Annotated in this window: 7 protein-coding genes; all 7 read right to left on the reverse strand. The window is 46.6% G+C overall.

What is annotated here, in order from left to right; translation table 11 throughout:
- Nucleotides 1-11: 11 nt before the first annotated feature.
- Complete coding sequence (locus tag FZ040_RS02560; RefSeq protein ID WP_149170556.1) at nucleotides 12-1157, reverse strand: hypothetical protein; 1146 nt, start codon at nucleotides 1155-1157, stop codon at nucleotides 12-14.
- Nucleotides 1158-1563: 406 nt separating this feature from the next.
- On the reverse strand, nucleotides 1564-11400 hold the full coding sequence (locus FZ040_RS02565; protein ID WP_149170557.1) for an LPD23 domain-containing protein: 9837 nt from the start codon (nucleotides 11398-11400) through the stop codon (nucleotides 1564-1566).
- Between the two features lie 12 nt (nucleotides 11401-11412).
- Nucleotides 11413-13602: a lytic transglycosylase domain-containing protein gene (locus tag FZ040_RS14185; protein ID WP_255448703.1), complete on the reverse strand. Its 2190-nt coding sequence runs from the start codon at nucleotides 13600-13602 to the stop codon at nucleotides 11413-11415.
- 12 nt (nucleotides 13603-13614) lie between these two features.
- On the reverse strand, nucleotides 13615-14277 hold the full coding sequence (locus tag FZ040_RS02575; RefSeq protein ID WP_149170558.1) for a virion core protein, T7 gp14 family: 663 nt from the start codon (nucleotides 14275-14277) through the stop codon (nucleotides 13615-13617).
- Nucleotides 14270-14761, reverse strand: coding sequence for a hypothetical protein (locus FZ040_RS02580; protein ID WP_149170559.1), 492 nt, complete (start codon nucleotides 14759-14761; stop codon nucleotides 14270-14272). Before FZ040_RS02580 ends, FZ040_RS02575 begins: the two co-directional genes overlap by 8 nt.
- A complete protein-coding gene (locus tag FZ040_RS02585) occupies nucleotides 14751-17015 on the reverse strand; it encodes a phage tail protein (protein WP_149170560.1) in 2265 nt (754 codons plus the stop codon). Before FZ040_RS02585 ends, FZ040_RS02580 begins: the two co-directional genes overlap by 11 nt.
- A gap of 10 nt (nucleotides 17016-17025) precedes the next feature.
- A complete protein-coding gene (locus tag FZ040_RS02590) occupies nucleotides 17026-17631 on the reverse strand; it encodes a phage connector family protein (RefSeq protein ID WP_149170561.1) in 606 nt (201 codons plus the stop codon).
- Nucleotides 17632-17750 lie beyond the last annotated feature (119 nt).

Here is a 17750-nt window from a genome sequence, read left to right on the forward strand (position 1 = left end):
TATTCCTCCTTTTATCCCCCATTATCTGTCGATGTGACGTTGCCGTCTGCATCAAGTTCCACTGCGGCTGTCGCTGTTGCGGCTGATGCGGCTGCGGCAATTGCCGAGTTGTTAGCGGCACTTGCACTATTTGCCGCCGCCGTCTGGCTGTTCCCTGCGGCCATCGCGCTGTTCGCGGCATTCGTTGCCGAGGTTGCGGCTTGGCTGGCGTACGTTTCGGCGGCAGTATTTGCGATAGCGACGGATTCATCATCCGTTGCACGCGGCATTATGTTGCCATCAGAATCGAGTTCGAACGTCGCGGATATTGTCGGATATTCGCGCGACTGAATGTTGCCGCCCATATCGATTTCGAAAAAATCGTCCCCACCGCGGACCGTCAGCGGGACCCAGGCTGTGGAATGTCTAGGGGCCGTTCCTGCCGGTACATTTCCGCCTATGCATCGATAGGTCTGCCCGTCAGTATACGCCACTACATCCGGATAGCTGTATACAGTGGCAGCGTTCCAGGCTGGCACGTCGTAGGCTGCCAATGTCCCTACAATCCGTTCGCATTCTGCCACGTTTTCGGCCGTCGTGGCCATGGCATTTTCGGCAGTTTGGACAGACGCCTCTGCCGCGCTTGCCGCCGCTTCTGCAATCCCCGCCGCATTTGACGCCGTCACTTGGTTCGACGCCGCCGATGTTGCGCTGTTTGCCGCCGTCGTCTCAGACGCGGCCGCCGCGTTTTGGCTGGATAGTGCTGACGATGCAGACAACGCTGCCGCTGTTGCCGATTCTCTAGCAGCTGCCGCTTTTGTGATTGCATTATTTGCCGCTGATACTGCCTGCGCTAAATATCCAGCCGTTGTATTCTTCGATGTTTCCGCTTGCGCTGCTGATGTAGCGGCCTCTGTTGCTTTGGTAGAGGCTGTTATAGCCGACGCAGCGGCCGCACCAGCACTAGCCGATGATGCTGCGCTATTTGCCGCTGTTTCTGACACATACGTCTGCATTTGCATATAGCGCTCTTCTGGTGTTTCCGGATCACCTACAGCCACTTTGACAGACCGTTTTAACTGTTCTGTCAGCTCCTGCAAGATCATCGTCACCTTATCCAGCGCCATCTCAATTGATGGTAATGGATACTTATCGCCGAGGTCTGTCAACTGATCCACATCTGTTTCTCGATATAACGTAATAGTTTTTGTACTTGGCAATATTTCTGGTTGCTGAGATAGTGCCGGCGCCTGACCTGGTGCATAACCTGGATAATGGACGGTATGAGCATTGGTATCCACATAATAATCTTTAGTCAATTTTGTAGATACTTCCGTTGTTTTGTCGTAGATTGCAACATGCATATCATCCGCATCATTCAGCGGAAAGGTGTACGGAAATACCGTTGTACTACCATTACCGTTATACGTTACCTTGGTTTCGCTATTACTTATCATATCTTTCCCCCTTTCTTCACTCAAAAAGCCTCACAAGTCCAGCTTTTCTGCCGTCTCATGAGGCTTTTCTTTATTTGCTTATGCTATTATCTTATCACTGCCAATCCCTAATATAGTTCGACCTAAATTATTTTTCACTACTCTTTCTTTGCTGTGATTTCTTCGGTTTTGGAGGTGCTGGCGGCCGTTTAGGGATTTCGCGTTCAACTGGCTTTTTATCCCAAATTGCTGACCATATAATATTTCCCCAGGTGGAATCATAACGCATATCCTCATCATTGAGATACTCCATTGTAGACGTTATGGAATCAACCATCGTTGAGGTTATACCGGTATAACCAGCAGTGAGGCTTGACGCACCATTGGCCGCATGACGTGCAACATCGCTATATAATATCCGCTTAGGAGGCTGCCGATATTTTTCATCTTCTTCGTGTTTTTTAATCGCATCCTGTCTCTTTTTCCCTCTTAGTTTTTTCAGGCGCTCCTGCCACTCACGCTCGCGTTTTTCCTGCTGAGCTTGAATCTCAAGGTCCTTTTCGCCTTTCTTGGCCATAAGCTTTCCAGCTTTAACAAATTCATTCATTGAGCGATACGCAACATCAAACGGATTAACTCCGCGACCGTAATCTGTTCCATCAAAGACAAGGTTCGATATCAAGGTGGACAAATCGCGGAGAACGAAAAATCCTCCCGTCATCGTGCCAACCATATTGCTTCCCAAAACTTTCAGGAAACGTTCCGTTGCCGGAATTTCTATTTTCGTTTCCTTCCCTGTCACAGGATCAATAATTGTTCGATATTTATCTTTGTCATCATTACCAGCCTGTCCGAGGGCGAACTTTAACGTCGACCCAATCACACACATTATGACAATTCGATACATCATACTTTTGGCAAACGGAGCCCAGCGCTGAAACGCGCTAAGGTTTTTTTCTCCGTATTTCCCGTGACGATACTGCCTCCAAATCGCATTGAATTGAGTATTAAAGAAACTATAGAATGTCGTAAGCAATCGATATACGCCGCGCTGACGCTGTACCGATGACAGGTCTTTCGTCTCGCCACTGCCGAACGTATCGCGTACCGCTCCATCAGCCTTTGCAATAGCCCGCCGTTCTGCTTCTTCAAGCATGCGGTCCTCCGTGAGTACATCCAGTTCCATGGCCTTATTCAGTTCATGTTCTGCATCATAGAGTTCACGGTCTTTGTTCTTTGCAATTTCTGCATTCTCGGCCGTCATAGCCCGCAGTTCATCGTCTGAGTGGATTGCGAATGGGGATGTTTTCCGTTCGTAGGCAATCTGTTCCGGCGTTCCATGCTTGCGAATCTGCATGTGCTGGTTTATTTCTGCCGTTGTCGTGATTGCTTCCTGCTGTTGGGCACGGATAGAATCCACTTTCGCCTGCGCATCTTCCATGGCTTTGATATTGGCTTCATTTTCTGCCTTTACCTCTTTTACCATGTCGCCGAAACAATCTTTATAGGTCTTGACCCACAAAGGCGCTGACAAGGCCAAGTCAGAAAATAACATCATATCATAGGCGTGGTTGCGGATGGTCTCAAATACTTTAGAGTCTGCATGGAATAATCCTGGCTGTTGACTGATGTCTCGGTCCATATTATTAATACGGTTTTTCATAAAGGTTGACTTATATACCAACTCTTTGTTCTTCTCCATATTCGCATAGAATTCTAAGACAGCCTGAGTTCCGCCAATTGCCCCAAGCTTATCCATGACAGGGCCGATATTCGATACATTTTCCACTACCGGCCATAACCGATAGCCCATGATGGCCATTACGGAATTTCGCTGCATATAATTGAATACTTTATCAACCACATGCTGCGCTTCATTCTGCCCTCCAATTTCCTGGGCCCAAACATCAGCCGCCCAATTTTTCAACACGTTGTGATATGCACGGCCTATCGTTTGGTTCATGTGTTCTTCCAGTCGCTGATCAGTTACCAGCCGATAGACATCACGCGCCGCAACACGGAAGCAGATATTGTGAATGACATCCGTTATATGTTTGTTGATGACATCAAATTTCAACAATAACGGCCGATTAATATCTACTTCAGACCTTGATTTTTTATAGCTTTGATTTACGCCCAAACGCTGCTGCGCAGACATTTGCGATCTGGCGATTGAATCTGCTTCTTGGTCCTGTGAGCGGCTTGATTTTTTTGTATTATACGCAATCGGATAGTAGCCACCCTCAATCTCGACTACACCTCCCGTCAATTCTACCGTTTTACCGTCCGCAGTCTTGATGGAAAACGGCGTAGCTTCAACTTTCTGCAACGACACACCGTTTAGCTGTTCCTCTACCGCTACTGTTGCATCCCAGAATGAATTGATATGGTTCCAAAGATTTTGAACGAGCGTCCAGTCTTTCTCTGTCATATTTTCTTCCATGAATGCAATCAAATCGGTGTACTGTAGATTCATTCCGCCCATGAGACGTTGCAAATTGGTTTTGTTGCCCATGTTCAGCCCCATGCAGATGACTTCTTCTTTTGTTAATAACTGTTCTTCTCCCGTAGAACTTACTAATTTTATCTTTTCTTTTTTCCACTCTCTCCTCTCTTTATGGGAGAACGGCTCCAATATCTTAGTTAGATCAGCCACTTCCTTAGCCTTCATGGTGCCTTCCTTGTTGGCGGCCTGTTCGTATAAGCCGTATATGTATTTATGTGCCTTCTCTCCCAATGCTACCGTTATTTCTTCCGGCCGAATCAAGCTGGCCATATATTCCTGCCCGGTTTCTGCTAGCTTATTTCCAATCCCTGGTACTTTAGCCAGCCAATCGCTATAGGCTAAACCGCCGCGATCATCACGAACCGTGTGCAGTTCCGTATGCATATTGGTATTATCGCCAGTCTTATCGGTCAAGATTTCGTCAATTACATCATCGAAATCCTTACCATGAATCATCTTCAATTTCCCTTTATCACGGCCAACGGTATAGAGTACGGTCAATGTATCCGCCACGTCCCGCAGCTGATCATAGGTCAATTGCTGCCATTTGCGGCCATTAAAAGTTTCCTGTCCCGACTCTTCGTCTCGCCGCATAATCATATTCAAGACTGCCAAATATTCATCCGCATCACCAATCTCTTTTCGCTCCTGCATATCCATCAGCATTTCAGCCAGATAAGACGGATTCATTATTTCTTCCGGCGTGATAGTGTCATAGCCGGCTGGTTTCGGCGCGTCCTTTTGCGTGAATCCTAATTCATACGCCAAATGTTTCAGCCAATATCTTTCCGACTGAGGAATTTTGACGGTTTTCGCCGTAGCCTGCTGCTGTACCTTCTTGACAATTTTTTCCACCTTATCACGCATTTTTTGTGCTTCATACGCCTCTGCCGCAAACATGGCTTTCTGTTGCTGGGCCGACATGGCCATATCAAAGTTCTCCGCCCGGAGCATCTGTTGAACGCGTTTCGCCGCTTTTTTCGCTTCCCTGCGATAGCGTCCAATGTCACAAGCTTCATGGATTGGCTTGTTGCGAATGCTTTCTTTGGCAAGTGCTGCGTACATTTTTAGCTTGCCTTCGTTGGCCTCCATGACAGCTTTTTCGTTAGCCTTATATTCTTTCGCCTGCTCTCGGAAATCCTTTAACGCTTTTTTTACTTCATCTTTATTGACAGCATTAATCATCGCCTCAATTTTGTAATAATCTTTCGGGGCCCATTTATTCGAGAAGCGTAATTTGTTAATTTCCTCCATCAGTGCTTTTACCCCTGCACTGTTTCTGTCCATTTTTATATCGACATCATCCGGCAGCGCCATTATTTTTTCTTCAATTGACCGCATAGCGTTTTCCGATTTGCTGTTGATTTGGCGAATCAAGCTTTGTTTTTTGGCCATCTCGGTTGCTTTCAGCGCTTCCAGCTTTTCATAGTACTCAGAGCCTTCCATAGCCTTTTCTATTTCTTCATCCGTTAGATGTGCATTGATTAATTCTTCATCCAATGCATCCTTATAGTTATTGATGTACTCATCCAACGCTTCTTCCAGTGGCTTGGTTGCTTCCAATTCTTTTTTCCAGTCATCCACCGAGTTGTACCAGATTTTTACGATCTCTTCATCTCCACCAGTTTTCATGACAGCACGTTCTGCCAGATATACCGGCATGTTCTCAAGTTCCGACCGTTTCACTTCTTTTTCTCTTGCTACACGATCCTCGAATTCCTTCTGCCGTTTTTCCTCCAGGTCTTTCATGACGACCTTTCTAAGTTTATCCTTAGCAGTTTCTTCGGCCTCATCGAGCCAACGCTCATACGTCTTTTTGCCGTTTTCATCGAACAGCTTTTCACCGCCAGCTTTTGTTATATCTTTATAGCGGTCATCCAAAGCTGCCTGATTGATTTCTTCCTCCGTAGCTATCATACGGTCCATGATGCGTTTGACCGGTTCCGATGCGCGGGCGCCGTCACTGGTAAATACCATATAAACCTCTTTCAGGAAGGATTTGAATTTGCGGAAGACGGCTTTTAATCCTTTTGCCGGCGCTTGGCCATCACGCAGATACAATTCGAAGGCACGAGCAAACCTTTCTTGCTTCCACTCTCGTTTCAGCCTATCCGCTGCATCATGGTCGCCTGCAGCCTCAGCGTCAATGATAGCCTGTTCCCGCCGGCTAAATTCTTTATACCAGCTTTTCCCTTTGGGATTCGTCGGCCGATATTTTTCCGCATCACCCTTGCGCCACTCCGCCCACTCATTAACAATTGCCAATTCTTTTGCAGAGGTTTCATCAAACTGTGCTAAGGTTTCCAAGTCATCCAAGAACACATGGCCCATTTCATGGACAAACGTCGATGCATTGGCATTTTCCAGAATGGATACGATACGCATTCCGTCCGAGTAGAAGTTTGTAAAACCTAAATTTTCCTGTGCCGGTCGTGGCGGCATGGCCATAGCCATTTCCTGTCCATTGAATACAACGATTGCATTTTCATCATGAGGACGCGGCATAGCAATAGCACTTGCCTCCCTTTCATAGTCCAAAGAGTTCCACTCGTGTTCGTTATATGCATCGATTAACCGTTCTGGCAGACTGTTCCCTAATGTTTCATACCTGCTAAATTCTTCATCCGATAAGTCATCATCGGCCCCATCATCTAGTTTTTTAAAATCATCAAATTGCGTTTTTTGTTCCGGCGTCAGTTTTGTGATTTCATTATTCAGATTCTGTTCTGACTGGGACATTTTTCTTTTAGCGCGTGCTTTTCGGGTCATATCTACTGCACGATCCGTAGTGTTCCTCGCTTCTTGTTCGCCAGCTAAATTATAGTACCTAGAATAATCTAAGTACCGCTGCATGTCGCTTTCCAGTTTTTCCAAATCCGTCGACAGTTCCATGATTTTATCTATCGAATCTGGTGCCATCTGATCCGAATAGTGATTGACTTTATCGGATGCTTTTTCCAATTCTTCATCCATGCCATTTTCAAGCGCTTTTAAAAATTCGTCGTTGGCCTTTACATATTCTCTACTATATGGAATTTGAGCCAGTTCCTGTTTAATCGATTCAATCTGTTTTTCGGTCTTGTCTTTTGCAGATTCGACTACATCATTGACAGGAAGATTATTCTTTAATGCATAATCCAGTTTTCGAATAGCACCTTTTAATTCATCGACATAGCGATTCATGGTCCCAGTCAAATTGTTTTCTTTTTCCAGCCGCTTTATTTCGTTTATCTTTTTGTTGATTGAATCAATTTCATTTTGAATTTCATCCCGGACATGTTCTGGTGAACCGCCCTGGGCAAAACCTTCCCGGACTTGAATAATATGCTGGATTTCATGGACAAGCGTTTTAGCTCTTTCATCATTTGAGAGATTTTTATTGATTTCTATGATTGAGTTTTTCCCTGACCTAATTTGTCCACGCCCGCCAGCCTGCATCTCTACCAGCTGAACCGAATAGTACGACAACCATGGATACGCTTCATACAGCTGTGTATTATCATAGACTTCCCACAGCATACTTGATTTCTTAGTTTTTAAGCTATCCCAATGGATATTGTCGAGATTGTCTGGAATCTCAAATCGCCATTTACCGTCTGCACCCTTCAGCCATCCGGTCTTATCGAAGATTTTATCTGGAGACTGTTTTTTCGCATCCATGCTTTTTGCACGTAACAATGAGCCTTTCGCTGCACCATAGGCATTTACGCCTGCCATCTGGTTATAGCGTTCGGCATCAGCAAAGTTTCCAGAACCATCATCGTTAATATACGGTTTGCCGTTATCATCCTTGACACCTCTAAGCATATCGCGTATACTTAGCTTAGATAGAGCACCGTCTTGGACTGCACTAATAGCTACCCCTTCTTGGGTGTTTGCTACAGCAGCAGGGCGGTGTTCTTTTTTTGCATAATATACTTCATAAAGCTTAGTTTCAGGAATATCTAAAGCTACTTTACCGTTTCTACTTTCTGCCACCAATACCAACGTTTTTATCTGATCCTTTATTTTGACAGGAAGCATTATGCGATAGTATTCATCGACAGAATTTTTTCTATTTTGAGTTTTCCTTTTTGCCCCCTTTAGTCCAGTTAGTTTTTTATCTTTTTTATTTTTTGTAACTTCGATTACTATTGCATGTTCAGCAATTTCTTTCAGGTTAGAGACAACAAGTTTTGCTGCATTCCTGTTTGATTTATTCACTGCAGACTTTCCAAAGAGGATATGTTTCTGACCGTAGGGATCACTATTTTCGGGTATACCGATCGTTGCCTTAAAATCTGCTGTTGGTACCGAGGCCTTATCAGCTACTGTCTTGATATATTCCAATACTTCCTTGTTGCTTTTCCCTAATAACTCTGGGGATAGTTCCTTGATATTTAAAACTTTTACCGTTTTATCAATATCAATACCTGGTGCAAGTTCATTGAATCTTGACGCGGCTTCTCCCGTATATTGTGGATTTCCTGTAAAATCCAAGCCAAAACGCTGTTCATAATAATCCTGGGCCGTATATTTCTTTCCAGTATTCTCTGACATTACCTTGGCATAGAGTCCTGCATGGCGCGCAAAAATCACGGCATCAATCCGCGCGGCCTTTTCCGTGATTCCCCCATGTGCTTTTAGGCGTTCGACCAAATCCCGATATACATGGAACTGCTCTTTGGTGAACCCCTCAATCATGCTCATTTCGGACCCTGTCATGGTTTTCATTTTATCCTTTACGCTATTGAGGGATTCCATATTGTTCTGCAGGCGACGAATCTCCGGCGCCACTTCGGCCATTGCTTTTTTCTCTTCTTCGCTCGTTGGAATCCAGCCCTCGATCTTTGGGGCCGATTCATCACCAATGGTCATAGCTATGGCCATATCTTCTAATTCCTGCTTATTGGGTTTACGTTTATAGGCGGCATAGAAACTTCTATACCACGGCGCGTTTTCTGTGAAACGTACCGTTTTTTTATTGCCTTGCTCGTCGTCAACTTCCATAAGCTTTCCGCCCTGGCCCATTCCTTCATTGAGCGTTGCCATTGCCGGCGCTAAGATTGCATCGAGCTGCTGACGACTTTCTTTGTAGAGGGCAGCCCATCCCTGGGCAGGGTTTGCTGGATTGCGGAAGATAGCCGCTCTAGCCATATCAATCTGATCTGGCGATGCTTTCCCTTTGGGGAAATATTCATTGACCACGGCATCCATCAGCGACATCTGTTTTTCGATGCTTTCTTTTTCGATTTTCTTGACAGTCTCCAGCGTTTCTTTTGCACTCTGGCGCATGCGTGCCATACTGTCCGCATGTTCATCAAAAGATACCGCATCCAAAAGTTCTGAGCTGGATTCGGCCTGCGCGAATTTTTCACCAGGAACCATGATGTGGCCTTTTTCGTCGATTGCTGTCTGCAGTTCTTCGTCGGTATAGCCGCCCGCCTTAGCTGCCGCACGAAGGTCTTCCAAACCATTTTCTTTTTTCAGTGCCATTTCGGTATCGATATAAACGTTTTGAAAGTCTGTTCCTGCCAGCTGAGCTTTCAACACTTTCTGCTGAACGTCTGGTGCCGTCTCACGCATCTTGCCATCTTTGACTGCATTTTGCAGCTGTTCATACATCAAAGTTCCGTTGATTGTCTTTACCGCAGACGTTCCATATTCCGCTTCTACCTTGGCACGTTTGCGCATGGCACGGTTTGCCCGGGCTCCCCCTACGATTGAACCACCACCAGCCGAAAGCAGGCCGAATCCTAATGATGCCGGCAACGATTCAACAAAGTTCCCTGCCGCATTAGTCGCAATGGTCGAGGCATCTTTATATTTCAAGTTTTCATCCTGCGCTTTAAACGCCAGCTTGTTATGGATTAGGTCATCTGATATAGACTGCAACGCCTCTTCTCCGGATTCTGTTGCCGCCACTTTGAAAAAGTCTTTCGCTTTATCCCGTGCCAGTGCTTTGGCCACTTCGTCCGCTTCCATACGAGCCCCTGTATTCTCAATGATATCCGAGAATACTTTTGACGCATGCGGTGCTTTAGTAAAAGATTTCGTGATTAAGCCATAGTTTCCCATCTCCAACGTCGTGTTGGCCAGGCCTGCAAGGATTGCGTTTTTCTTGGCTTCCTCTTTTGTGAACAACGCTATACCATTCTTGCCGCGCAAGTTGCTATATTCATCGTAATAGTCGCCAGTTGTTGGACGATACATTCCTTCGAACATACCGAATTTTGCTCCCAGTGCTCCCATGTGCATAGCCGACGAACCATTAATCATCAGCCGCCCACCATAGGTACGGGCCACATTGGCCACTTTGCCGCCAGATTCAATTGCACGAAGAACATTTGCAACAAATCGGCCAGCGCCAAAGGTCAGACCTACAGCTCCCCCAACGGCAGCGCCACCAGCAGTGCCAACACCCGGGACGACTGAACCAACACCTGCGCCAGCACCGATGGACGCTTCTGTGAATGCTGCCGATTCTCCGGCTGCCTCCATGGCCGACTTATAGAGCAATGGCATAGTCTGGGCCATCATGCCAGCGATAACTTGTCCCGGCGCATCCCAAAACGACGGTAGTTCGATTTTTTCTTTCTGCAGCATTTGTTCCAAATCCTTGGCACGTGCCACGTCATTTTCGGAAGCTTCACCATTCATGATTTTATAGCGAAGGTTTCCCAGTTCCGTCTGCATATTGCCGATCTGCTGGAAATGAGTAAATGCTTCAACGATGGAGTGAGTCGACCGAACAGATTCGATGTTATGTAATGCGATTGCCGCTTCATTTGTATTCATGTTGGCGACGTCGCGAAGTTCCGGGTATTCCTGCCATACATTTTCCATACTGCCGCCCGCTTTCTGGACGTCCTGTGCATAGCGGTATACTTCCATACCTTGTTTCCAGGTCTTCGAATCTGTCAGCAAAGCATCTGCAGAAATCCCCGTCATCTCCTGTACTTTTCGCGCGGTGTTCAATTTATCTTCATCATAAGCAAAGTATTTAAAATTTACTTCGCTATTTTGCAGGCCACGAGCCCAACGCCGAACATAGCCGTCTTCATCGCTGTCTGCATAGGCATTAACAAGTTCACGTGCCGTCTCCCCAAATGGACTTGCTGCCATCCGCCAGTCGCTTTCCTGGTAATTTTGGATTGACTGCTGTAAATCCGTGTCATCATCCTGCGCCGTAATCGACGACACATCTCCCTGTTCGATTGCGTCCTGCTGTTCCATTGCCTCTTCTGGTGAATCAGGAATATACTGCTGCTGCTGACGCAAATATTCCTGTCCTGCCCTCCAGTTATCAGCAATCGCACCAGCAATATCGGATACGGTATTTGCTCCCCAATTCCACACGCGGTCAAGCGTCGACATATTCGCTTGTGCTTCCTGCTCAGCTAATTCTGCACGGTCTTCTGCCAGCTGACTTTCCGTTTCTTCTATCGCCTGACTTGTATAATCTTTTAATGCATCTCTGTTTGGACGTTCGATTGGCATATAATAACCTCCTTAGTCTTCAATACCGCGAGCAACATTCCAATAGTATTCGTCAATATGTTCACGGTACAAATCGATTCCATCTTCATCAATATCCGGAAACGCCCGTTTTAACATTTCTGGGATTCGTACATTGATAGCCAGCTGCATCTGGTACTGATCGCCATCAGCCGCTTCGAGGATATCTGTCATTGCTCCTACCACAGCTTTATTGTTGTAGTCGATGCGATTTTCGCCGCCGCCACGGCTTCCACCGCCGCCACGATAGCCGCCGCCACCACGATAGCCGCCGCCACCGCCGCCCCCCATGGACACGCGGATAGGATACAAGCTGTTGAGCATCCCCTGGGCCGATATATAACCACGAGCAGATAACGTTCCTTTGATATTTTCCAGTAGCTGTTCTGCTCCACTTCGTGAACCTGCTGCTTTCATTTGGTCCCCAAGTTCCTGCACCATCATCTGTTCGTTCTTCATTTGTTCCTGATAACGTTCATCCAACCGTTGCTGCAGCATTTTGTCCAAGCGTGGATTACTGCCATAACGGAATCCACGTTGATAATCCTCTCGACTATCGCCGGTCCCCAGCTGTACGGTTGGTGATATGCTCCCGGGAATGATATCATTGGAGATTGTTTGTGCTGGCGTAGACTGCAAATTATACGGTTTATCCGCAACCATACGATTTCCCGTTTTCTGTTGTCCCGTTTCCAAAGCTGACTGTCCCAATTGTTGACTGCTCTGTTCTGTTTTAATGTCTCCTTGTCCCATTTTGGGAGCAGGCTGTCCCTCCGGTTCAGCTGGCTTTCCTGTTTCTTTCTTCTGAATTGGATTGGTCCCAGCCATGCGTTGTACGCGATCCCATACTTCATTTGCATACTGTTGTGGCTCCGAGTAGTTCTTATACCCTTCCCCGCCGTTATAAGCGGCCAATGCCTGATGGATATCCCCGTTGTTATTGTCAAGGCACTGACGCAAATATTTCACTCCGCCATCGATATTCTGCCGATAATCGAATGGATCCGTTACGCCGAGTTCTGCAGCAGTATCAGGCATAAGTTGCATCAGCCCTTTAGCACCTGCCGAGGATACAGCACTGCCATCATAGCCCGACTCCTGTTCAATCACGGCATGAATCAAAGCCGTTGGTACATTGTACTTTTGCGCGGCTTTTTGAACTTCTGCGTCTAATTCACGGCCCGTATTGATGTACCGAGTATCAGCTTTCCCCTCTGTATTGAATAAATGATTTGGATCTACTGTATCTGTCGTCGCTCCACCATTTTCTCCATTCCCCTGAGAAACAGATGCCGGCGGGGCTGCATTCCTGCCAAAGTATTTTCTCCGCTCTACGTCTACCTTCGCCCAATCGATATGTCCATTCTCATCGGTACAGTTTTTCAAGATTGTGCTGACCAACTCTCCCATATCGCGATTCTCGATGTCGTTCCGAATTGCCGTCCGGGCTTTATTCCAGTCACTCATGGTCATATCTTTCCCAAGCGATTTCAGCAGAAAAAATCCACGGTCCGGATTATCATCTACTAGCGCGGTGCTAACCATTGACAAGACCGAGCCGGATACATACGCCCTGCGCTCATCATTTAACTGTTCCGGGCTCCATCCCAGGCGCTGTCCACGTTTTGCCAAGTCCTGCATTGCATTATTCAAATAGAGCGATACCGTCTCATCGCTTTTATAGCCGTCGGTCATTCGTTCTCGATAACCGTTCAAATTGCTCTGTTCCAACGTATCGGTATACTGCAGATATTCTTTTTGCTCACGGCCAGCAGCAGTCCGCTGAAAGTTGTCCATGTTCTCTTTCATTCCGATTCGCAAGGCATACCGCACACGATTGTTATAGCCTTTTCCTACTTCTTCCATGGTCTTTTTGATGGCATCCGTCGTTCGTGCTGTCATCCCTCTGGCATTTGCCCCGACACCCGTCGTAAAGATTCCATTTTCTCCATAAAGCTGATCCGTAAGGCTGGTCATTACTTTGTTCTTGGCTTCGGTCAAATCCATTTCATCCATATCATCCTGAATCTTCGTCGCCACTTTATTCATTTGCGAATAGGCATTACTCCACGCGTTAGCGGATTCTCCTTTTCCACCAAACGCCATGAGGTCTCGTGTCGTACCAATAGTTGGAGCGTTTCCAGCATTACGTTGTACGCTTTCCTGATATCCTGAAAATTTCACTGCCGCACCTCCTTAGAATATGATTTTCGTGTTTATTCCTGTCGCTCGTGGTGCAAAGCTATTGAAACCGTATTGTCTCGGTGTTACACCATAACCAAGTTTATTTGCCTGTGACCAATTATTGAATACCGCAGAACTGTTTGTTGCCCTTCCTGCTTTTGCCGCACCGCCAGCCGCTTTCCATGGTTGCAGGGCTCCATATACGCTGGCGGCCGTACCAAGGATTGTGGCCAACCCTTGCGACCTGGCATTAGCGGTAACATTCGACGCCGCTGTTCGTGCTGCTGATGCTTGATTTAGCCAGTTCGATTGTGTCAGCCGGCTATTATAGTTGTCATTTCGCTGGTTCGTAAGAAGTGTAATCTGGTCATTCATTGCCTGTTCATTTGCACTAGACAACAAATCTGACATGGATCCGGTGAAATCCAATCCTGCGCTTCCTGCCGCCGCCCGCTGTGCCCCCTCTGCCAGGCGCTGCTGCGCACGCAATCTACGTTGGCTATCTGCATACTGATCTGCGATTTCTTCCTGCCGCCGATTCTCGAGTTTCGCATTTTGTTCCGCAGTTGCCGCCTGCTGTCTATACATTGCTGCCTGCGCACTGGCAGCATCCTGCTGTGCCTTATACTGCATGCCGCCCGCCAGCGCCGTCAAGCCTGCTACTATGCTACACATCTTTTCTTCCTCCTTCTATTCTGAACGGTAGAAATTTTTCTCCGCCGATCATAACTTCCTTATCGAATTCTGCTCCGCACCATTGCAGCCACCGGATAGAATCGGTATTAAACGCCCCAACGGCATTGTATAGGCATCCATAACGTCGTGCCCAGCGTCGAACGATTTTTCGCGATTCGCTGGCGAACGCGACCCAAAAATGTTTAATCTGATATGTCCCCAGGCACCAAATCAACCGCCCACGCCGATTTGGCATCTTGCATATTCCCCACACGGCGATAAGCGCCCGTGTCTTTTTATCAAAGCCCGCCCAGCATTCGTCACTTGTTTCTATGTCATCCACAATCTCTGCGTAGATATCCGACGCGCAGGCCGCAACTTCTCGCCTGTCCTCAGCACGCATAAGCTCAAATAACTCTCTTGCTGTCGCTTTTTGTTCGCCTGAATCGGTCAATTTATGGATAAGGTACTTTTTAGCCACCAAACGTCACCTCCCTAATAATTGCTGACACGCTAAAGGGATACGGCGTGTCATGGACAATGAATGTTCTTCCATTTGCATCAAAGCCGCCACGCCCCAAGGACGCTTTAATATCTCCGCTACAAAGGACGTCTTCGCCTAATTCCAATCGGCTGCTGTCATAGATTATCTCGTTTAGATGATTTGCATCTCGGCCAATCTTCCCGCCAAACGAATTCGATAATCTGAGGATAGCTGTCGTGACCTGCTTTTTGCGTCCTTGAACGGTTCCACTTGGTGTATTGCCAGCGTCCCAATTAGGCTGCTCTAGTATTTCGGTATACGGCAAGCCTATGACAATACGTTTTGCCGCTTGTGGCAGCGTCAAAGCTCCATTTTGTACCGTAAGCGTATCAAATAGATATCCATCACCAATAACGAATACTTCTTTTCCTTCCAAATAGGACAGGCCTGTTACCGTACTCAATGCGGTATTTCCATTTATGATGGTTGCCGCATCCATCATACAGTAGTCCTGCTGGCTGACGCTTTCGCTTTTATCTTTATCGAACTGCTCGATGTAATACTTTGTTGATCCATCTATAGTCCGTTTCACCACGGCATAGATAACATCGTTATTTCCGCTGGCTATTGCACAAACGTCGGTATATTCCCCATCCGTGACAAAATGTGACCAGCCATATACTTTCTGCTCCGGCACATAGGTCAAGCATATCAGTTGCCCGTCGCTGGTCACGAAATAAATCATTGAGTCCGGTTCCTGCGCATAGGCCGCATCTTTTATCGTCCGACCCTTGATCAAATGCTTTGCCAATATGGTTAAATCTTGGCCAACGTAGGAATCAGTATCGTAATGGTATCCAGTATCACGAATAATCGAGCCACGCCGCTGGACATATACGACGCGGCTTCCCACACGTACTGGGATAACATTATTCGTTCCATAATTTTCCTGCTGCCGAGGTGTTATATTCGTGGGAGTTACGGTTTCGCTTCCTGCAATGGTCCATAGGTTCCCTTCCGTCATTACTATCAAATCATTGCCGACATCCAAGTGGTTGATTGTGCATGCTTTCTGGCTCAAGAGGTCTATTGTCACAGCCGAATCATCCGTTATGCTTCCGCTTTCCTTGACCACTTCAAAGTTTTCATAATCACCTGTTTTGCTCATCCATACGCGTTGGGGATATTTTCTGCTGCCCCCAAAAACTAAACGATCTTGGAAGAAGGTCACTGTATTGGGATAGCCATTTGCCGCCGACCATGCGGATAAGTACCAGTTACTTGTTGCTGATGTATCGCCAAGCATTTTCGAAACATTGGCTGTCGCTTCCCTAGCGCCTGATACAGCCGTTATGTCGGCATATCCAGTATGATTGTATGGATATGCCGATAAGTCCGCCTTAATCGTTCCAGACGTGATTGTCACGGACAGTCGCATATCCGCATAATCTTCTACATCACCAGATTCTGTTGGATTGTAGTCTCCATTGCTGGTATAGGAGCGTAACATTTTCCATGTGCTGCCTCCATCGTATGAGACCTGCACCTCCAAGGTTCCCGTCCAGGTTCCGTGTGAAATTACCTTCCATGTTTTCCCAACTTGAATGCTGGTACTGGTCGTTGTCTGACTGGCGTTAATTGCTACACTCTTTCCTGCTACATATTGCTCGATTTTTATACTGTCACCAATATTGTTGTCGGTGAACACGTCATCCGATGCAATCAAGGTAATTGTTCCCGTCGTGGCTGATGGGGTTATTGTGAGATTTTCATTCATATTGATATCGCCATAGGCTGCCCGCGTCCAATCAATATCGGTAAATGTCCAATTCTGTTCCGCATATCGCGATAACTTTTTTACAGGATATTTACCGGAGCATATATACATGACATCAACGGACTGCACGAACCGCAATTTTTCTAGATCATCTATCTGATATGGCGTTTGCAAATCTACGCCAATGTACTGGCCATCACGCCAGATCCGAAGATATCCTGCTCCAAATTCCAGCATGTAATCGAGTTCGGATGAGAATTCAAACCGCTGCAGAATTGCATAACCATTATTTTTCGTGGTGCCGCAGTATATGCTTCCTGGACGTTTCCGAACAGCACCATATGGTCGTATGATTGCATTTTCCGCCTGCAATAGCGACAGCTGATACTTATCCAAATCGACACGGCTTGCTACGTCCTGCGACACTTCGCCGCCCGTGAACGCCGGCTGTATGGCATAATATACATTTGGTTCCATTTCCTCCTCCTTATCTAAAACGGCTCTCTGCATATTTCCGTGGGAACTTCGTTCTGCGTTCCCGCTCGATTGCTGACTGATATTCTGCCGCCTCTAGTGCCATTTGTGCCAGCTGCAGCTGGGTCTGTTGGATGTTCGCGCTGCCTGTCAATGGAAACGCAATGGAAGCTGCCAGCATGTGGGCCAGCGCATCTATGAATTCTTCTGAGAAGATATCCGGTTCCTTTACGTCATGGATACACTCTGCATAGGCATTCTCGACATTTGTTGCAATGACTCGATCAAATTCACCATTCATGATGATTTCATATTCCATGCGACAATCTTCTTTGTTTCCTGCATGTTCCTCATCATAGACATAATGAACTGTCAAGGTGCTTTCCGGGTATGCATATAAGTGACTCCACCCAGGGATTTTGTAGCGTTCCGGTTCCAGTTCTGCCAGCTTGTGAATACTCTTGGCAAAGCCAAAGGAATAGGCCAGCAGGAGCCGCCGGCGGCAATGGTCATAGTGGATTTTACATTCCTTCGCTTCCTCAGAATTATCATTCAAGCTGTTAATCCGCTCTTTTGAGATATACGACAAGGCTAAATTACAAATATCGGTTACATTCATGGTTATTCCTCCCTTCAAAAAAGACCGAAGCATTATTCACTTCGGCCTTTTTTGAAGGGCAGGACGGGGGATTATCGTCCTGCTCTCCAAGATTATTGTACGGGGATTATTTATAGGGT

It is taken from the genome of Pseudoselenomonas ruminis (genome assembly GCF_008271295.1).
GTDB classification, from domain to species: Bacteria; Bacillota; Negativicutes; order Selenomonadales; family Selenomonadaceae; genus Selenomonas_A; species Selenomonas_A ruminis.